Raw genomic sequence first — 19609 nt, forward strand, 5'->3', positions numbered from 1 at the left:
GCCCTTTCTTGCCGGGTTCGGGGTGGGCCCCCCGCGGCGGCGGCCCCCCCCCCGCCCCCCCCCCCCAACCCTGCGCGAGCAGGGCTTCGATATCTGCCTGCAAGCCGGCGCCACCACTTGGGTCGTGGCCGGAGAGACAGAGGACAACGGGGCGAGAGCTGTAGATATTCATGGTGCGCGAGCTTACCACCAAAGCTGATTTTCGGGTTCAGTCCTGCCAGCGTTCGTTGACACATTGTCGGACAACATTGCAGTCATGGAATGAACCACAATTGACCACTGGCAATAAGGTTGTGGTGACAAGCTGACCAAGGCAACAGCTCTAGCTCGCTGCTTTGCTCTGAAACGCCCGTTCTAGAGCCTTCACTGTAAAAATTTCCATGGTGCTCAATGGCCAGCAACGGCTATGCTAGTCTGGATCCAAACCAATAACAGGTAATACCGGTTTTACGTCTACTCAAAAGGAATGGGGGGGCTTCCTGACACAACCGGACGAGCCACGCTGGGGCTTCAATGCGCTATTTGTTGATGTTGCTGTTCTGCTTGCCCCTCCTGGCGAGCGCCGTCGAATTCGACGAATCCACCCAGAGCCTGCCCTTGGGCCGCTCCCTGCAAGTGTTCGAAGACCCAAGCGGTCAGGCGAGCATTGCCGATGTTCGCGCACAAGCCGCGGCCGGCAACTTCAAACCCCACGACAAAGCCACGCTCAACGCCGGTTACTCGCGTTCGGCGTTCTGGCTGAAGATCGATCTGCAATACCGTCCGAACAATCCGGCGGCACAACGCACCTGGCTGCTGGAGCTGGCCTATCCGCCGCTCGACCATCTCGATCTTTATCTGGCCGATGCCAATGGGGATTATCGTCTGGTGCGCCAGACCGGTGATGCATTACCGTTCGCCAGTCGCGAGATCCGCCAGAACAACTACCTGTTCGATCTGCCGTTCAAGCCTGAGCAACAACAGACCGTGTATTTGCGACTGGCCAGCGAAGGCTCGATTCAGGCGCCGGTAACCTTGTGGTCGAGCACCGCGTACCTGGAAGATCAGCCGTTGCGCCTGTACGTGCTGGGCATCATTTATGGCGTGCTGCTGGGGATGCTGGTCTACAACCTGTTCATCTATCTCAGCGTGCGCGACACCAGTTACCTCTATTACATCTTCTATATCGCCTCGTTCGGCCTCTACCAATTGTCGGTCAATGGCGCGGCGGTCGAGTATTTCTGGCCGAACAACCCGTGGTGGGCCAATGCCTCCACCCCGTTCTTTATTGGCTGTGCCGGACTGTTCGGCAGTCAGTTCGCTCGTAGCTTTCTACAAACCAAAACCCACAGCCCTTGGCTTGATCGCATATTGATCGGCCTGATCGCGTTCGGTGCGCTGGTGGTCGGTTTGTCGCTGATGACCAGTTATGCACTGGCCTTGCGTCTGGCGACGACGCTGGCGCTGACCTTCACCGTAGTGATTTTTGCCGCAGGCATCCTCGCCTGGTGGCGTGGTCTGCGGGTGGCGCGCTATTTCATCATTGCCTGGTCGGCGTTCTTGCTGGGCGGGGTTATCAACACGCTGATGGTGCTGGGTCTGGTGCCGAACGTATTCCTGACCATGTACGCCAGCCAGATTGGCTCGGCGATCGAAGTGGCGCTGCTGTCACTGGCACTGGCTGACCGGATCAATGCGATGCGCGAGCAACAGGCACAGACCCTGTTCGATGCCGGGCAGAAGCTCGAAGTGCTCAACCAGCAACTGGCCCACAGTAATAAGCTCAAAGATGAATTCCTCGCGACCCTGACCCACGAACTGCGCACGCCGATGAACGGCGTGATCGGCTCGCTCGAACTGATGCAGACGGTCGAACTCGATCCGGAACTGGAGCAATACCAGCAGACCGCCGCCGGTTCGGCGCGGGACATGATGCGCATGGTCAACGGCATCCTTACCCTGACCGAATTGCAGGCCGGCAAGCTGCGGGCCACGCCTGACAGTTTCAGCCTGCGCGCAGTGGTCGAAGCCCTGCGAGTGCAGTTCGATGGCAATGCGGCGAGCAAGTCGCTGGAGTTCAAGATCGAAGTCCTGCCGACCCTGCCGGATCGTCTGCACGGCGACAGCGCCAAACTCGCGCAATGCCTGGAATGCCTGCTGGACAACGCGATCAAGTTCACCCGCGTCGGCGGTCTGGCCTTGCGCGTCACCGGCAAACCGGCAGCGGACAATCGTATGGCGCTGTCGTTTGCGGTGATCGACACCGGGATTGGTTTCACCGATCTGGGCGAGGCGACCCTCTATCAGCGTTTCTTCCAGCTCGATGGCTCGATGACTCGCGAGTACGGCGGTTTGGGCGTCGGTCTGGCGATCTGTCGGCAATTGGTCGAGTTGCTCGGCGGCAAGCTCACACACCGTTCCGCACCGGGCAGCGGCAGCCGTTTCCAACTGGATGTCGAGTTCGAACTGCCAGCGGTCGAAGCTGCGCCGGTCTCCATGCGCAGCCGCGAAACCGTGCGCGCACCGCAGGACTGCACGGTGCTGCTGGTCGACGACAACAGCGTCAATCAGTTGGTGATGCGTGGAATGCTGCTCAAGCTCGGCTTCCGCGTGCGCACTGCCGACAGCAGTTCGGCGGCGCTGGAGTATTTGCAGCGAGAAACCTTTGACGCGGTGCTGGTCGACGGTCAGTTGCCCCACGACGACGAGATGCTCTGCTGCCAGATTCATGCACTGCCCGGTTGTGCCACGCTGCCGGTGTTCATGCTCGCGCTTGGCACTGACCGGGAACATTGCGCGAGCGCCGTGCAGATCGATTACTTGCACAAACCGGTGAAGTTTGAGGATTTGCAGGCAGCGCTGGAGCGCCGGGTACTTTGCAACTGATAGGGTGAAAGCGCCGCCAATTAGGCGTATATGACACTTTGACCGCTCACGGTGCGGTGCTTAACTGAGGTCCTGGCTGACCAAAGGAGCCCCGTCATGAACCTGCATCAGTTCGCCGAAACCCACGAAGTCACGAACCAGCCGCCGTCGCTCGACGGCACCAACCTGTATCGCATCGACCTGCCGTTGCAGGAGTGGTCGCGCAGGTTTGGCGCCGGTTGGGCCGAGTCGCGGATCGACGCCTATGGCGCGCTCGCCGGCGGGCCGTTGATGGAAGCCGGGTTCCTCGCCAATCAGAACAAACCGGTATTCGCCAGCCATGACCGATACGGTCATCGCATCGATCTGGTGGAATTTCACCCGGCCTATCACGAACTGATGCGCACCGCGATCGAACATGGCCTGACCTCATTGCCATGGGCCCATCCGCAGGACGGCGCGCATGTCGCCCGCGCGTCCATGAGCTATCTGCACAGCCAGGCCGAGGCCGGCAGCGGTTGCCCGTTGACCATGACCTTCGCCAGCGTGCCGGCCATGCGCCTGCAACCGAACCTGGCCGAGCAATGGTTGCCGAAAATCCTCGCCACCGAATATGACCCGCGCAACGTCGGCATGGCCCACAAGGCCGGGGTCACCATCGGTATGGCGATGACCGAGAAACAGGGTGGCACCGACGTGCGCGCCAACACCACCAAGGCTTATCCGGTCGGCGCCGGCGGTCCGGGCCAGGCGTATGAACTGGTCGGGCACAAGTGGTTCTGCTCGGCACCGATGTGCGATGCATTTCTGACACTGGCGCAGACCGACAAGGGCTTGAGCTGTTTCCTGTTGCCGCGCCATCGCCCGGATGACACGCGCAATCAGTTCTACATTCAGCGTTTGAAAAACAAACTCGGCAATCAGTCCAACGCCTCCAGCGAAGTGGAGTTTCGCGGCGCGCTGGCGTGGATGGTCGGCGAAGAAGGGCGCGGTGTGCCGACCATTATCGAAATGGTCGCCATGACCCGGTTCGATTGCATGGTCGGTTCCAGCTCGTTGATGCGCCAGGCGCTGACCCAGGCCAGCCATCACTGCGCCCATCGCAAGGTCGGCGGCAAACTGCTCAGCGAACAGCCGCTGATGCTGAACGTGCTGGCCGATCTGGCGCTGGAAAGCGAAGCGGCGCTGGCGCTCAGCCTGCGCATGGGCAAGGCACTGGATCATCTGGATGATCGCCACGAAGCGCAGTTCGCCCGGCTGGTGACGGCGGTGGGCAAATACTGGATCTGCAAACGCGCCCCGGCAATGATCAACGAAGCGGCGGAATGCATGGGCGGCGCCGGTTATGTCGAGGACAGCATTCTGCCGCGTCTGTACCGCGAGGCGCCGGTCAACTCGACGTGGGAAGGTTCGGGCAACGTGCAGTGCCTTGATGTGCTGCGGGCCTTGTCGAAAGAACCGGGCGTGCTCGATGTGCTGTTCAGCGAACTGGGTGACGGGCATGGCGACAAGCGCCTGGCTGCGCACATTCAGCAGCTGCAAGCGCAGTTCAAGGACACCAGCGACATTCAGTATCGGGCGCGGCAATTGACCGAGGACATCGCGCTGGGCTTGCAGGCCAAGTTGTTGCTGGAGGCAGGTAACTCGGCGGTCAGTGATGCGTTTATCGCCAGTCGACTGAGCGGCAGTGGCCGGGTGTACGGTGCGTTGCCGCGTGGGCTGGATGTCGAAGCCATCGTCGCGCGCTCTACCCCGCAGGGTTTCTGACCCAAATCCCCCAAACACCACAATCCCTGTGGGAGCTGGCTTGCCAGCGATGGCGGCCTGCCAGTCAACATTGATGTGGAATGTAACGGCCTCATCGCGGGCAAGCCCGCTCCCACAGGGATCTCTATTGTTTGAAAGATTGAGCTACAGCCATTACGCCACTGTTCCCGTCGCGCCACGATGCAGGCAAGATGAAGCTCTGCAAGTCAGAACACAGGAAGCTGATCGTGACCGAAGCGTTTATTGTTGTTCAAACCGCCGAACAAGCCGTGGATCGTCTGGCCGAGTTGCATGAGCGGGCTACCACTGCACTGAATTCCGCGCTCAAGCGTTACCTCAAGGATCGCGTCGAGCCCGACGCTGAACAGCGCGCCCTGTTTCGTTATCCCGAGCTGCGTCTGACCTACCTCTGTCAGGGCGAAGTCCCGCAGACCACCCGCGCTTACGCCAAGGTGCAACTGCCGGGTACTTACAGCGTCACCGTCACCCATCCGAAAGCCTTCCGCAAATACCTGCTGGAACAGCTGGTGCCGCTGATGCACGACTTCACCGTGACCGTCGAAGTCGGTGTCAGCCAGCAGAATATTCCGTACCCGTACGTGGTCGAGCAGGGCGATGAACTGGCCGGCTCCGGCGTTACCGCCGCAGTGCTGGCGCGAGTGTTCCCGAGCACCGACCTGTCTGCCGCCACCGACGGTATTGCCGATGGTCTGTACGATTGGGAAAACACCGATCCGTTGCCGCTGGCGCTGTTCGACGCCGCGCGGGTCGACTTCTCGCTGCGGCGTCTGGTGCATTACACCGGCAGCGACTGGCGGCATGTGCAGCCCTGGATTCTGCTGACCAACTATCACCGTTACGTCGATCAGTTCATCGTCCATGGTCTGGAGCAGCTGCGCAGCGACCCGCGTTTTGTGCGCATGGTGTTGCCGGGCAACGTGATCATCGAGAAGAACATGGATCACGGCGAAGCTTCGGCGATTGCCGCTGGCGTGGTCTGGCACCGTTACCAGATGCCGGCCTATCACCTGATGGCCAGCGACGGCCACGGCGTGACGCTGGTCAACATTGGCGTCGGTCCGTCCAACGCGAAGAACATTACCGATCACTTGGCGGTATTGCGTCCACATTGCTGGCTGATGATCGGTCACTGCGGCGGCCTGCGTCAGTCGCAGACCATCGGTGACTACGTGCTGGCGCACGCTTATATGCGTCGCGACGGGATTCTCGACCGGGTGGTGCCGCCGAACATTCCGATCCCGGCGCTGGCCGAAGTGCAGATGGCGCTGCAGCAGGCGGCCGCCAATATCACTGGCGAGAAGGGCGAAGAGCTGAAAAAGCGCCTGCGCACCGGCACCGTACTGACTTACGACGACCGTAACTGGGAGCTGCGCTGGGCCCAGGAACGTCCGCTGATCAACCTGTCCCGCGCTGTTGCCGTGGACATGGAAAGCGGCACCATCGCCGCTCAGGGTTATCGTCTGCGGGTGCCGTACGGCACGTTGCTGTGTGTCTCTGACAAACCGCTGCACAGCGAAATCAAACTGCCGGGTTCGGCCAACGCATTCTATGAGCGTGCGGTCAGTCAGCACTTGAAGATCGGTATCGAAGCGGTGGATCTGCTGCGCACCGAACTAAACTCACTGCACTCGCGCAAACTGCGCAGCTTCGACGAACCGCCGTTCCGTTAACGGTTAGTCGTGGTCATTTGGCGGTCGGGGCACTAGCATTGGAAGCCCTGACCGTTAGATGTTGTTTTGCTCATGTCCCGTCCCCCGCGTCCACCTTCCCGCCGCCCCGGCGCGAAGCCCCAGCCTTCCGCCCCGCGCCGTGTTGCCAAGGCACCACCGGCCGAGCCGAAACTGATCCTGTTCAATAAGCCGTTCGATGTGCTGACGCAATTCAGCGACGGTGAAGGGCGGGCGACGCTCAAGGATTACATCGACGTGCCCGGCATCTACCCGGCCGGGCGTCTGGATCGCGACAGCGAAGGCTTGTTGCTGCTGACCAATGACGGCCAGTTGCAGGCGCGCATTGCCGATCCGAAACACAAACTGGCGAAGACGTATTGGGTACAGGTCGAAGGCGTACCGACGGCCGAGCAATTGCAGCGTTTGCGCGACGGCGTCGAACTGAATGACGGCATGACCCTGCCCGCCGAAGCGCGGCAACTGGATGAACCGGAGTTGTGGCCGCGCAACCCGCCGGTACGCTTTCGCGTGACCGTGCCCACCAGTTGGCTGGAACTGGTGATTCGCGAGGGGCGTAACCGTCAGGTGCGGCGCATGACGGCGGCAGTCGGGCTGCCGACGTTGCGGCTGGTGCGGGTCAAAATTGGTGACTGGTCAATCGAAGGACTCGATCAGGGCCAGTGGAAGGAAGTACCGGCGCGCTTATAAGGCGCCGGATTCGATCAGGCCGATCACCACACTCTTGATGATGAACGCGGCCACGCCCAGACCGAGCACGAAGAACAGGATGAACGAGCCAAAGCGCCCGGCCTTGGACTTCTTCGCCAGATCCCAGACGATGAAACCCATGAAAATGATCAGGATGCTGACCAGTCCGGTCATCATCCATTCTTCGAGTAATGCTGGGTCCATCGGGTATCTCCGGCTCGGTCGCGACTGAAAAGTACGCTTCGAGTATACGCCTGGGGTAAGGCTGCGAGCATTGATCTGCGTCGGTGTGCCGCAGATGTGAGTGGCTGCACTGGCCCCATCGCGGGCAAGCCACGCTCCCACAGGTTATGGGGTTGATCGCAAAATCGTGAACGACACAAAACCTGTGGGAGCGTGGCTTGCCCGCGATGGCGTCATCAGCTACGCAGATGAGTCAGGGGCAATTCGGTGCTGTTGAGCACCTGATTCAGCACGAAACTCGAACGCACGCTGGTCACGCCTTCAATCCGCGTCAGATGCCCCAGCAGCAGTTTCTGATAGTGATCCATGTCCGGCACCACCACTTTCAACTGATAGTCAGCGTCCACGCCCGTCACCAGGCTGCACTCCAGCACCTGCGGCAACGTACGAATTGCCGCTTCGAAATTCTCGAAACGCTCCGGTGTATGCCGGTCCATGCCGATCAGCACATAAGCGGTCAGGCTCAGGCCGAGCATTTTGCGGTCGAGCAGGGCGACCTGGCGCGAAATGTAGCCGTCGTCCTCGAGTTGCTTGACCCGGCGCGAGCACGGGGAGGGCGACAGACCGATGCGCTCGGCCAGTTCCTGGTTGGAGATGCGGGCGTCGCGCTGCAATTCCGCCAAAATGCTCAGGTCGTAACGGTCGAGTTTGCTCATCAATCAGGCCTTTGTCGTATCTATTGCGGCGGATTATCTATCCAGGGTTAAAAATTGCGCAAGTGGTGTTTATTTCAGCAATCTTCGCAATCATCTGTCGCGGCCTCAGGCCTATTCTTATCACCAGAATCACTGCTCGGTAACACAGTCCACGCGGCCCGCCCAATCCGGCCTGCCGCGGCCGCCACCCTCACCGGGGTTGTGCCGGCCCCCGAGCTACACACTGTCCAGAAGACGGCGTGAGGTGAGCCGACGTCATAAGCGTCGAGCCAGGACGAAGTTCTCTAGAAGGGAGGCCGACGGGTCTCCCTTTTTTCTTGCGCGCGATTTTTGTGCTTTTGCGCTCGCGCTCCTCAATAAATAAGTTGCGTGACTGATAACCTTTGTCAGAACCCGGTGTGTGTATTCCCGGTCTTAGTTACAAGCCCACTTAATGACAGGCTTGGCCCGTAATGAGGAATAGCATGAAGTCGCGCATCTGGCGTCTGGCCGGTGTTGGTTTGCTGTGTGTGAGTGTCAGTGCGCAAGCGCTTGCCGATGAACCGCAGAACCGTGGCCCCGATAATGGCGGACGCGGACCGGAACATGAGGGTAACAATCAGGGGCATGGCGGCAACAATCAGCCGCACGGGCAGAACAATCCGCCGCCGCAAAATCAGCCACGTCCGCAGAACAACGAGATCATTCGTGGCGACAACAGTCGTCAGTTCGAACACAACGGTCAGCAGCAGCAACACAACAACAATGGTCAGTGGCAAAACCAAAACCAAAACCAGAACCGGCCGCCGAATCAGCCGAATCCGGTTCACCAGCCATCGCCGCAGCCATCCAACAATCTGTCGATCCAGCCGCGTCCCGATGCCGTGCACCAGACCCAGGAGCCGCGTCAGGGTTACTACCGCGACGAGCGCCCGCAAAATGGCTACAACAACCAGCATTGGCAGACCAATAATCGCCCCAATGACAATCACTGGCCGGGACGTCCGGACGGTCATGGCAATGGCTGGGGCCCGGGCCCGCAGTATCGGCCGGGGCATATGATCGACCGCTTCCCCGACCGCGATTACCGCGTGCCGTATCACGGCCAGGATTACTTCTATTCCGGTGGTTACTGGTATCGCCCACAAGGCCCGCGTTACATCGTCGTGCAGCCGCCACGGGGGATACGCATCCAGTATTTGCCTGATTATTCGCGTGAAGTGTGGATCGGCGGATCGCTGCTGTTCCTCGCCGCGGGCTCGTACTACGCCTATCAGGAAGCCACGCAGGATTACGTGGTGGTCGAGCCGCCGGTTCAACAGCCGCCACAGCCGCAGCCGCAATCTCAGGGCTATGACGTTCAGGCCTATCCGGCCAACGGCCAGTCGCCGGAGCAGGTGCAGCAGGACGGTTATCAGTGCTATCAGTACGCCGTCCAGCAAAGCGGGTTTGACCCACGCACCGCGACCTATCAGCCGGCGCCCGAAGTGGTTCAGGCTTATCGTCAGGCTCAGGGCAGTTGCCTGAGCAGTCGCGGTTATCAGGTGACTTACTGAATCCGGGTTTGCGCCCGTTCAGACTTCACCACTTCCTGCGGGTCGGCGTGCACCAGCACTTCGGCCCGTGGGTAGGCTTGGTGAATCGCATCCGCCGCTTGATCGCTGATGCCGTGAGCGACTGACAGCGTCAGTTCTCCTGGCAATTCCAGATGCAATTGCACGAACCAGTGATTGCCCGAGATCCGCGTGCGCAAGTCATGGGCGCCCAGCACGCCCGGTACGCCACGGGCCAGTTCGAGCATGTGCTGACTGACATCCGTCGGCAGTTCTTCATCCATCAACACCGCAAAACTTTCCCGGGCGATCTGCACCGCGCTCCAGAGGATGTACACGGAAATCCCCAGACCAAACCAGGCGTCCAGTTGAGTGAAGCCCAGCCCGGCCAGCACCAGCGCAATCAGAATGCTGCCATTGAGCAACATGTCCGAGCGGTAATGCAGCGAGTCGGCGCGTACCGCATTGGAACCGGTCTGCTTGATCACCCGATGTTGCAGCGTCAGCAACGCCGCGGTCAGCAGCAGCGAGAACACGATCACGCCGATGCTCAGCCATGGCGCGCCCAGTGGCTCAGGCGTCTTCAAACGCTCGAACGCCTGGAACGCGATCAACACCGCACTGCCACCTATGAACAGCGCCTGCGCCATGCCCGCCAGCGATTCGGCCTTGCCGTGGCCATAACGATGATCGTCATCCGCCGGGCGCAGTGCGTAATGCACCGCCAGCAGATTGAGCAGCGAGGTGACGCCATCGAGCGCCGAGTCGGTGAGGCCGGCAAGCATGCTCACCGAACCGCTCAGCCACCAGGCGATGGCTTTGGCGATGATCAGCGTACAGGCCACCGCCACCGAGGCGCGGGTCGCGAGCCGCAGCAGGCGGGCGTGTTCGGGGCTGGTGGTCATGGGGCAGTGATTCCTTATCGATTAAGCCGCAGGTTGCAGGCCGAACATCGCCAGTTGCTGAGTGCTGCCCTTGTGCTGAATCAGGCGCGGGTCATCGAGTGGAAAGTCTTTGCCCAGTTCACTTTCGAGAATAGCCTGCAACTTGTGATTATCGACCTGACCGTCCGGGCCGATGGCTTGTTTGAGTTTGGCCGGGTCGATCTGCGCGGTGTGGCCCGGTTCGAAATAGATCGCGCCAGTGGCGAAGTCGACGGCAAACGCGATCAGGCCGGGGATGATGTAGAACAGCAGGCCCACGGCATCGAGCACGGCAATCGCCGGGTCAACCTTGCCGTCGATCTGGCCGCGACGGTCAGGGTAGAAAATCGAGCCGCACGCGGTCAATTGAGTAAGCAGGGTGGCGACCAGCACACCGCCGATCAGGCGAAAAGGTACACGCATGGGAAATATCTCCTGAGTCATCTGATAACGAAGCTTCGTCTTGTGAAGTTAAGACCCTGACGAAGGCTTAGCAATTCGCCGTTATACTCGCCGCTCTGTTTTGGAGCCAGCATGATCTCTCTGCCAATCGATGAAGTTTTACCCGCCCTGCGTGAAGCGTTGGCGACACGCCACGAGGCTGTGCTCGAAGCACCGCCCGGCGCCGGTAAAACCACCCGCGTGCCCTTGGCCCTGCTCAATGAAGCGTGGCTGGCCGGGCAAACCATTCTGATGCTCGAACCGCGTCGTCTGGCGGCGCGTGCGGCTGCCGAGAGATTGGCCAGCGAGTTGGGCGAGAAAGTCGGGGAAACCGTCGGGTATCGCATCCGCCTCGACAGCAAGGTCGGCCCCAATACCCGCATCGAAGTGGTCACCGAAGGCATTCTCACCCGGCGTTTGCAGGATGGTCCGGCGCTGGAAGGCGTGGGCCTGCTGATCTTCGACGAATTTCACGAACGCAGTCTCGACGCCGATCTGGCGCTGGCGCTCAGTCTGAATGGTCGCGAACTGTTTCGAGCTGAACAGCCGCTGAAGATTTTGCTGATGTCGGCGACTCTCGAAGGCGAACGCCTGGCTAGCCTGCTCGACGACGCGCCGATTCTGCGCAGCGAAGGGCGGATGTTCCCGGTGACCATGCGCTGGGGCCGACCGTTTCAGCCCGGCGAATACATTGATCAGCGCGTAACTCAGACCGTGCTCGAAGCACTCAATGATGAAACCGGCAGCCTGTTGGTGTTCCTGCCGGGACAAGCAGAAATTCGCCGCGTCCATCAACAACTGAACGACGCAATTGGCGAGCGCAAAGACGTTCTGTTGTGCCCGCTACACGGTGAACTGGATCTGAATGCCCAGCGCGCCGCCATTGATCCGCCTCCTGCCGGACAGCGCAAAGTGGTGCTGGCGACCAACATCGCCGAGACCAGCCTGACCATCAACGGTGTGCGTGTGGTGATCGACGCCGGGCTGGCGCGAGTACCGCGTTTCGATCCGGGCAGCGGCATGACTCGCCTCGACACCCAGCGCATCTCCAAGGCCAGCGCCACCCAGCGTGCGGGCCGGGCCGGGCGACTGGAGCCGGGGGTTTGCTATCGCTTGTGGTCGCAGGATCAGCACGATCAACTGGCGGCTTATGGCAGTGCGGAAATCCTCTCGGCGGATCTCGCCGGGATGGCGCTGCAACTGGGGCGTTGGGGTGTCACGCCGGGCGAGTTGGTCTGGCTCGATGTTCCGCCCGCAGCGGCTTATGCACAGGCGCAGGATTTGCTCGAACGGCTGGGCGCGCTGGATGGCGACGCGCTGACCTCGCACGGTCAGGCCATGGCCGAGTTGCCGGCGCATCCGCGCATCGGTCATCTGTTGTTGCGCGGTCAGGCGTTGGGCTTGGCCAACATGGCCTGCGACGTCGCCGCGTTGCTCGGCGAGCGCGATATCTTGCGCGGTGCCGGCGCCGATCTGCACAGTCGACTGGTGTTGTTGTCCGGCGAAGAACGTGCGGCGCGCGGCGCGCAGGGTGGCGTGCAGCGAGCGCGGCAACTGGCGCGGCAGTATCGTGGTTACCTGCGTGGCAAGGCGAGCGAGCCGGTCAGCGATCCCGATCATCCGCGCTGGCTCGGTGCCTTGCTGGCGCTGGCCTATCCGGATCGCGTTGCTCAGCAGCGGCGTGCCGGTGGCGCAGAATATCGTCTGGCCAACGGTCGCGCCGCGTTGTTCGCCGAAGCCGACAGCCTGATGAAGGAGTCGTGGATCGTCATCGCTGATCTCGGCAGTCGTCAGGGCCAGCGCGAAGAACGGATTTATCTGGCGGCGGATTTCGATCCGGCGCTGTTCGATTCGGTGTTGGCCGAGCAGGTGCGTTGCGTCGATCAACTGGACTGGGACGAGCGCGAAGGCGTGTTGCGTGCCGAGCGTCAGCGCAAGGTCGGCGAACTGATTCTGAGCCGTGAACCGCTGACCGGTCTCGACGAAAACGCACGCAGTCAGGCGCTGGTGAATCTGGTGCGGCGCAAGGGTCTGGAGTTGCTGCCGTGGACCCCGGAACTTCGCCAGTGGCAGGCACGAGTTGCACTGTTGCGCCAACTCGATCTGAACACCTCGGACGAAAGCCAGTGGCCGGATGTCAGCGATGCCGCGCTGCTGAAAAATCTCGAACATTGGCTGATGCCGTATCTGGGCAAGGTTTCGCGGCTCAGCCACTTCGCCAACCTCGACCTGTCGAGCATCGTGCGTAATCAGTTGCCGTGGCCGCTGCCGCAGAAGCTGGATGAGCTGGCGCCGCATCACATCAGCGTGCCGTCCGGCTCTTCGATTCGTCTGGATTACAGTGAGCAGCCGCCGATTCTCGCGGTGCGGTTGCAGGAGCTGTTCGGTTTGTCCGATACACCACGGATTGCCGGTGGCCGGCAGGTGGTCAAGTTGCACCTGTTGTCCCCGGCGCGACGCCCGGTGCAGGTGACGCAGGATCTGGCGAACTTCTGGCGCAGCACCTATGCCGAGGTTAAGAAGGATCTGAAGGGACGGTATCCCAAGCATTATTGGCCGGATGATCCGTTGGTGGCTGAGGCCACTGCCCGCGCCAAGCCTCGGGGAACCTGAAGATCAAAAGATCGCAGCCCCGCCCGTCAGTTGCTCGCGGCAGTAGTCGGCGAACAGCTGCGCCGGTTTGGTCAGTTGCCCGCGCTTGAGCCACGCCGCCACCAGACCGGAACCGGTGACGTCCTCGACAATCTCCACGCACACCACTTTCTTGCCGTCGTAGGTGCATTCCGAGTGCGGCCGGGTGACCAGCACCGAGAAGCCGAAACCCTGACCGACCATGCCGCGAACCATCTCGATCGACGGTGAGCTGAACTCGATTCGCGGGGTCAGCCCGAGTTCTTCGAACAGGCTGACGAAGTAGGTTCGGCTCGGTTGCACGTCCAGCAGAATCATCGGCTCCAGACACAGATCGCGCAGCGACACTTGTTTGTACTGGGCGAAGCGGTGGTCGGCCGGCAGCAGCGCATAAGGTCGCTGCGCCGGCATCAGCGGTTCGGTCTGGATGGTCGCATCGAGTTCGTGTTCGTAGAGGATCACCAGGTCGAAAGCGCCTGACGTCAGGCCTTGCACCAACTCTTGTTGTTCGCCGTCGCGGATGCGGATTTTCACTCCCGGATACAGCGCGGAAAACCCGGCGATCAACTGCGGCAGGTAAAGCGGCGCGACGGTTTCGAAACAGCCGATATCGATCTGTCCGCCCACCACATCGTTGTCGGCCAAGGCGTTCTGCTCGAACTCCTTGGCCATGCGCAACAGCTCCTGAGCCTTGCGCAGGAAGCGTGCACCGCTTGGTGTCAGGGAAACCCCTTGGGCGTGATGGCGGATCAGCAGTTGTACGCCGAAGCTGTCTTCCAGCGCCTTGATTGCGGTGGAAATCGCCGGTTGGGCGATGTACAGCTTGCGCGAGGCCTCGGCGACGCTGCCGCATTCGACGGTGGTGATGAAGTATTTCAACTGACGCAAATTGTAAGCGGCCACGGCAAACCTCAGGACGAGCGGACTCGACTTTCAAGCAATTTATGCGCCGCTGCGTCCGTTGCTCGACGATGTTTTTGTCCTTGAACCTTAGCCATCTATGCACCGTTCAGGTGAACCGTTTGCCCAGTTTTTTCATTAGCTGCGAAGACATTTTTACTATTTTTAGCGCGCCCGGGGCTGAGCGACCATCGGAGCACAATAAAGCCCATGGAGCATCTGAACGTGTTCGAGCTTGCAGATTGGCAGCGCAAGGCCGTTGCATTGAAGTTTCCCGATCAAGCCGTGATCGCCGGCAAACACTGCGCGGCGCAATCGGGGCAGACCTTTGCCGCGATCAACCCCGCCACCGGCCAGCTTCTGGCCAACGTCGCAGCGTGCGGCGAGGCCGATGTCGATGCGGCGGTGCGCAACGCGCGGCAGGTGTTCGACGCGGGCGACTGGTCGCAACGCTCACCCGCCGAGCGCAAGCAGGTGCTGCTGCGGCTGGCCGATCTGTTGATGGCCCATCGTGAAGAGTTGGCATTGCTCGACTCGCTGAACATGGGCAAACCGGTGATGGATGCCTATAACATCGACGTGCCGGGTGCCGCTGGGGTGTTCCGTTGGTACGCGGAAAGCCTCGATAAACTTTACGATCAGATCGCCCCCGCAGCGTCCAATGTGTTGGCAACCATTACTCGCGAAGCGCTGGGCGTAGTCGCCGCTGTGGTGCCATGGAATTTCCCGCTGGACATGGCGGCGTGGAAACTCGCACCGGCACTGGCGGCAGGCAACTCGGTGATTCTCAAACCCGCTGAACAGTCACCGTTCTCGGCATTGCGTCTGGCAGAGCTGGCGCTGGAGGCCGGGCTGCCTGCGGGTGTGCTGAACGTGCTGCCGGGGCTCGGTGAGCAGACCGGCAAAGCGCTGGGGTTGCACGCGGACATTGATTGTCTGGTGTTCACCGGGTCGACTCAGGTCGGCAAATATTTCATGCAGTATTCGGCGCAGTCGAACCTCAAGCAGGTGTGGCTGGAGTGCGGCGGCAAGAGCGCCAATCTGGTGTTCGCCGATTGTCAGGATCTGGATCTGGCGGCGGAAAAAGCTGCGTTCGGCATCTTCTTCAATCAGGGCGAAGTTTGCTCGGCCAATTCGCGGTTGCTGGTGCAGCGCTCGATCCATGATGAGTTTGTCGAGCGCCTGAAAGCGCAGGCCGAACGCTGGCAACCGGGCGACCCGCTCGATCCGCAGAGTCGCGCCGGGGCCATCGTCGACAATCGTCAGACTGCGGGCGTGATGCGCTTCATTCGTGAGGCCGAGCAACAAGGCGCGATGCTGGTCTGTGGTGGTCGACAGACGCGCTTCAATGGCTCTGACAACTTTATCGAACCGACGATTTTTACCGGCGTGCGAGCGGACATGACGCTGTTCCGTGACGAGGTATTTGGCCCGGTGCTGGCGGTAGTGCCGTTCGACGATGAGGCCGAGGCGCTGCGTCTGGCCAATGACAGTGTCTATGGTCTGGCGGCGTCGCTGTGGACCGACGATCTCAATCGTGCGCATCGCGTTGCACGGCAGTTGCGGGCGGGTACGGTGTCGGTGAACACGGTGGATGCGCTGGACGTGACGGTGCCATTTGGTGGCGGAAAACAGTCCGGTTTTGGTCGCGACCTGTCGTTGCACTCGTTCGACAAATACACCCAGTTGAAAACCACCTGGTTTCAATTGCGCTGATACCGCGTCGGCCCTATCGCGAGCAGGCTCACTCCTACAAAGGGTTCGTGTCGATCACAAGTCCCCTGTAGGAGTGAGCCTGCTCGCGATTGCATTCACCTATTCAATGCATTTTCCCCGGCTTGCACCCGCCCTGTGCATCCCCATCAATCAGGCTCTTTTACAGTGCGAGCTAAGCAGTTTTTTCATGGTTCGCAGCCAACAATTTCCTGATTTTCCTGAGCCCGCACATGGGCCACCATCGATCTCGCCAGCCCCAGAGTTGCACGCCAGAGTCCAGCAGAGACCGCAGCGTCGATTCACTTCACAGGGGCCGGCCGTACTGCCCATGACAAAACTAAATCAACAGCGTCGGGAGTGCTCCATGATCAAGTCCTTGTGTCTCCGTCTCACCCATCCTTTGGTGATTACCGCCCTGGCCGCAACAGTCGCCTCCGGCGCGCAGGCCGGTACGCTTTCCATTGGCCATACGACCTGGGTCGGCTATGGCACGCTGTATCTGGCTCAGGATCTGGGCTACTTCAAGGAAAACGGTCTGACCGTCGAATTGCCAGTGGTCGAAGAGGCTTCGATGTACATGGCTGCGCAAGCGTCGGGGCAATTGTCCGGGTCGGCCTCGACCATCGACGAAGTGCTCAAGTATCGCCCGCAGTTCTGCTTCAAGGCTGTCGCCGCACTGGATGACAGCCACGGTGGCGACGGCGTGCTGGTCGGCAAGGACGTGAAGAACCTGCAAGAGCTCAAGGGCCAGACCGTCGCCGTCAACGAAGGCTCGACCTCGCAGTTCTGGCTCTCGTATCTGCTGAAAAAGAACGGCATGAAAATGAGCGACATCACCGTGCAGAACATGACGGCTGACGACGCCGCTACCGCGTTCATCGCAGGTCGTGTACCGGCCGCCGTGACCTGGGAACCGCATCTGTCGATGGTCCGTGACCGACAACAGGGCAAGGTGTTGATCGACAGCAGCAGCACGCCGGGAGTGATTGTCGATGTGGTGGCGCTGAACTGCTCCGTCATCGAAAAACAACCGGCAGACGTCAAGGCGCTGGTGGCCGGACTCTACAAAGCGGTGAAGTACACCCAGGAACATCCGGAAGAGGCCTACGCGATCATGGCCAAAGGTGTCGGCGGCTATCTCTCCGATCCCAAGGAGCTGGCGGCTGCTGCCAAAGGCGTGCGCTTCTACGATCAGGCCATGAGCGAAAAACTGCTCGGCTCACCGGGCAATCCGGGTGACAGCGCGGCACTGATCAAACTGGCCAACGAAACCGCCAGCGAGCTGCAAGGCAAACCCTACAACGTCAGCCATGACGATCTGGTCGACAACCGTTTCGTCAGCCCGCTCTAGGAGGTTTGCATGTTCAAGCGCAATTCGTGGCTGAGCCGCTGCCTGACGCCCAAGACCGGTTTGCCGGTACAAGTGGTGTGGGGCGCGAGCGGTCTGGCCTGGCTGTTATTGATCGGGCTGTGGGCCGGTTTGTCGTATGGCGGAATTGTCCCGGGGATGTTCCTGCCGACGCCCGGCGCGGTGGTCGAGGCCGCCGTGCGCCTGAGCCGTGACGGCACGCTCGGCCAGCATGTCTGGGCCAGTGTCGAAGTGGTGATGGTCGGGTTTATCGTCTCGTCGCTGGTGGCGATTCCGATTGGCTTGCTGATGGGCAGTTTTCGCATCGTTCAGGCGTTTCTTGAACCGATGGTGAACTTCATTCGCTACCTGCCGGTGACCTCCTTTGTGCCGCTGTTCATCCTGTGGATCGGCATCGGTCTGGAGCAGCGAGTCTCGGTGATTATCTTCGGCGTGTTCTTCCAGCAACTGGTGATGATCGCTGACGTATCCAAGGGAGTTTCCAAGGATCTGGTGAATGCCTCTTACACCTTGGGCTCCAACCGCCTCGACGCAGTGCTGCATGTGATCGCGCCAGCCTCGGTGCCCGGTGTGCTCGACACCTTGCGCGTGACCATGGGCTGGGCCTGGACCTATCTGGTGGTTGCCGAGCTGGTGGCTGCATCCAGCGGGTTGGGTTATCTGAGCCTCAAGGCCATGCGCGGCTTTCAGGTCGATGTGATCTTTCTGGCCATCGCCATCATTGGCCTGCTGGGCCTGTTCACCGATCAACTGTTTCGTTTCCTACGTTTGAGGATCGCCGCATGGGCTCAGTAACCGCTGCCACTCATCGTTTCATCGAACCGGTGGTCACCGCGCCGCATGCCGCCCCTCGCTTGCAGGTGGACAAGGTCAGCCTGCGTTACAAGAAGCCTGACGGCGGCACGTTTACCGCGCTGGAGCAGGTGTCTTTCGAGGTGCCGGATCAGCAGTTCGCGGTGCTGGTCGGGCCATCGGGTTGCGGCAAATCCAGCCTGTTGTACCTCACCGCAGGTCTGGCCGAGCCGACCTCCGGCGAGATCTATGTCGGCGGCCAGCAAGTGCAGGGCCCGGGCGCGGATCGCGGCATGGTTTTCCAGAGCTACACGCTGTTTCCGTGGCTGACCGTGCGGCAGAACGTCGAGTTCGGCCTCAAGCGTCGCGGCATGCCGGCGGCGCGGCGCAAGGAGATCGTCGATTACTACGTCAACGAAGTCGGGCTTGCCGGGTTTGCCGACAGCTACGCCAAACAGCTTTCGGGCGGCATGATGCAACGGGTGGCGATTGCTCGCGCACTGGCCAATGACCCGCAGATCCTTTTGATGGATGAACCGTTCGGCGCACTGGATAGCCAGACGCGTTTGCAGATGCAGCAACTGTTGCTGCGGGTCTGGGGTAACAGCAAGAAGACTGTGTTGTTTGTGACCCACGATATCGACGAAGCGATTCTGCTCGGTGATCGAGTCTATGTGATGGGCGCACGGCCGGGGCGGATCAAGCAGATCCTCGACGTGCCTATCGAACGTCCGCGCACGCTGGACATGGTCATGGAACGCTCGTTCATCGACATGAAACGACAGATCTTCGGCCTGCTGCACGACGACCTCGAAGAAGTGCATTGATCAAGGGCTAGCTATTTGTTCTCCCTGTGGGAGCGAGCCTGCTCGCGATAGCGTCGTGTCAGTCAATACCTCCCGTGTCTGACACACCGCTTTCGCTGGCAAGCCAGCTCCCACAGGGATTTGTGTTGTGCAGATGATTTGAGGCCACTCACAAAACCTGTGGGAGCGAGCCTGCTCGCGATAGCGTCGTGTCAGTCAACACATCTGGAGCCTGACACACCGCTTTCGCTGGCAGGCCAGCTCCCACAGGGATTGCGCTGTGCAGATGATTTGAGGCAACTCACAAAACCTGTGGGAGCGAGCCTGCTCGCGATAGCGTCGTTTCAGTCGATACATCCGGTGCTGACACACCGCTTTCGCTGGCAAGCCAGCTCCCACAGAGATTTGTGTTGTGCAGATGATTTGAGGTCACTCACAAAACCTGTGGGAGCGAGCCTGCTCGCGATAGCGTCGTGTCAGTCAACACATCCGGTGCCTGACACACCGCTTTCGCTGGCAGGCCAGCTCCCACAGGGATTGCGCTGTGCAGATGATTTGAGGCAACTCACAAAACCTGTGGGAGCGAGCCT

The 19609-nt window shown here is 60.7% G+C and carries 15 protein-coding genes and 1 pseudogene; 10 read left to right on the forward strand and 6 right to left on the reverse strand.

Annotated elements, in window-relative coordinates; all coding sequences use genetic code 11:
- Positions 1–172, reverse strand: a pseudogene (locus ACIOZM_RS13220) (hypothetical protein); the annotation flags it as partial.
- 341 nt (positions 173–513) lie between these two features.
- Here ACIOZM_RS13220 and ACIOZM_RS13225 point away from each other — a divergent pair.
- From ACIOZM_RS13225 to ACIOZM_RS13240, 4 genes are all read left to right on the forward strand, one after another.
- Complete coding sequence (locus ACIOZM_RS13225) at positions 514–2865, forward strand: 7TM diverse intracellular signaling domain-containing protein (protein WP_401214273.1); 2352 nt, start codon at positions 514–516, stop codon at positions 2863–2865.
- A gap of 96 nt (positions 2866–2961) precedes the next feature.
- Positions 2962–4611 (forward strand): acyl-CoA dehydrogenase family protein, encoded by a 1650-nt coding sequence (locus ACIOZM_RS13230; RefSeq protein ID WP_401214275.1) that lies wholly within the window; start codon positions 2962–2964, stop codon positions 4609–4611.
- 191 nt (positions 4612–4802) lie between these two features.
- A complete protein-coding gene (amn, locus tag ACIOZM_RS13235; protein ID WP_401214278.1) occupies positions 4803–6302 on the forward strand; it encodes an AMP nucleosidase in 1500 nt (499 codons plus the stop codon).
- 72 nt (positions 6303–6374) lie between these two features.
- A complete protein-coding gene (locus ACIOZM_RS13240; protein ID WP_401214281.1) occupies positions 6375–7010 on the forward strand; it encodes a pseudouridine synthase in 636 nt (211 codons plus the stop codon).
- Here the strand turns inward: ACIOZM_RS13240 and ACIOZM_RS13245 are convergent.
- Positions 7005–7214 (reverse strand): DUF2788 domain-containing protein, encoded by a 210-nt coding sequence (locus ACIOZM_RS13245; RefSeq protein ID WP_007909655.1) that lies wholly within the window; start codon positions 7212–7214, stop codon positions 7005–7007. The genes ACIOZM_RS13240 and ACIOZM_RS13245 overlap by 6 nt on opposite strands.
- A 215-nt stretch (positions 7215–7429) precedes the next feature.
- Positions 7430–7909 (reverse strand): Lrp/AsnC family transcriptional regulator, encoded by a 480-nt coding sequence (locus tag ACIOZM_RS13250; protein WP_007909658.1) that lies wholly within the window; start codon positions 7907–7909, stop codon positions 7430–7432.
- Between the two features lie 464 nt (positions 7910–8373).
- Between ACIOZM_RS13250 and ACIOZM_RS13255 the strand changes: the two genes are divergently transcribed.
- Positions 8374–9444 (forward strand): DUF6515 family protein, encoded by a 1071-nt coding sequence (locus ACIOZM_RS13255; RefSeq protein ID WP_401214283.1) that lies wholly within the window; start codon positions 8374–8376, stop codon positions 9442–9444.
- Here ACIOZM_RS13255 and ACIOZM_RS13260 read toward each other — a convergent pair.
- Both ACIOZM_RS13260 and ACIOZM_RS13265 read right to left on the reverse strand, forming a co-directional pair.
- Positions 9438–10346, reverse strand: coding sequence for a cation diffusion facilitator family transporter (locus tag ACIOZM_RS13260; protein ID WP_401214285.1), 909 nt, complete (start codon positions 10344–10346; stop codon positions 9438–9440). The two genes, ACIOZM_RS13255 and ACIOZM_RS13260, sit on opposite strands and share 7 nt — an antisense overlap.
- 21 nt (positions 10347–10367) lie before the next feature.
- Positions 10368–10787 (reverse strand): polyribonucleotide nucleotidyltransferase, encoded by a 420-nt coding sequence (locus ACIOZM_RS13265; protein WP_401214288.1) that lies wholly within the window; start codon positions 10785–10787, stop codon positions 10368–10370.
- 111 nt (positions 10788–10898) lie between these two features.
- Between ACIOZM_RS13265 and hrpB the strand changes: the two genes are divergently transcribed.
- Complete coding sequence (gene hrpB, locus ACIOZM_RS13270; RefSeq protein ID WP_401214289.1) at positions 10899–13418, forward strand: ATP-dependent helicase HrpB; 2520 nt, start codon at positions 10899–10901, stop codon at positions 13416–13418.
- 3 nt (positions 13419–13421) lie between these two features.
- Here hrpB and ACIOZM_RS13275 read toward each other — a convergent pair whose 3' ends face one another.
- Positions 13422–14339 carry a LysR family transcriptional regulator gene (locus tag ACIOZM_RS13275; protein ID WP_401214291.1) on the reverse strand — a complete coding sequence of 306 codons (918 nt, stop codon included), beginning with the start codon at positions 14337–14339 and terminating at the stop codon, positions 13422–13424.
- Positions 14340–14561: 222 nt separating this feature from the next.
- On the opposite strand from ACIOZM_RS13275, the gene ACIOZM_RS13280 reads away from it, so the two are divergent.
- The 4 genes from ACIOZM_RS13280 (at position 14562) to ACIOZM_RS13295 (ending at position 19040) form a co-directional block, all read left to right on the forward strand.
- On the forward strand, positions 14562–16052 hold the full coding sequence (locus ACIOZM_RS13280; RefSeq protein WP_401214292.1) for an aldehyde dehydrogenase: 1491 nt from the start codon (positions 14562–14564) through the stop codon (positions 16050–16052).
- A 364-nt stretch (positions 16053–16416) separates the two neighbouring features.
- Complete coding sequence (locus tag ACIOZM_RS13285; RefSeq protein WP_401214295.1) at positions 16417–17403, forward strand: ABC transporter substrate-binding protein; 987 nt, start codon at positions 16417–16419, stop codon at positions 17401–17403.
- A 9-nt stretch (positions 17404–17412) separates the two neighbouring features.
- The gene (locus tag ACIOZM_RS13290) at positions 17413–18216 is read left to right on the forward strand and encodes an ABC transporter permease (RefSeq protein WP_401214298.1); all 804 of its coding nucleotides are present in this window, start codon (positions 17413–17415) and stop codon (positions 18214–18216) included.
- Positions 18204–19040 carry an ABC transporter ATP-binding protein gene (locus ACIOZM_RS13295; RefSeq protein WP_401214301.1) on the forward strand — a complete coding sequence of 279 codons (837 nt, stop codon included), beginning with the start codon at positions 18204–18206 and terminating at the stop codon, positions 19038–19040. Before ACIOZM_RS13290 ends, ACIOZM_RS13295 begins: the two co-directional genes overlap by 13 nt.
- Positions 19041–19609: the final 569 nt, after the last annotated feature.

Source organism: Pseudomonas sp. NPDC087346 (assembly GCF_044744235.1).
Lineage (GTDB): Bacteria > Pseudomonadota > Gammaproteobacteria > Pseudomonadales > Pseudomonadaceae > Aquipseudomonas.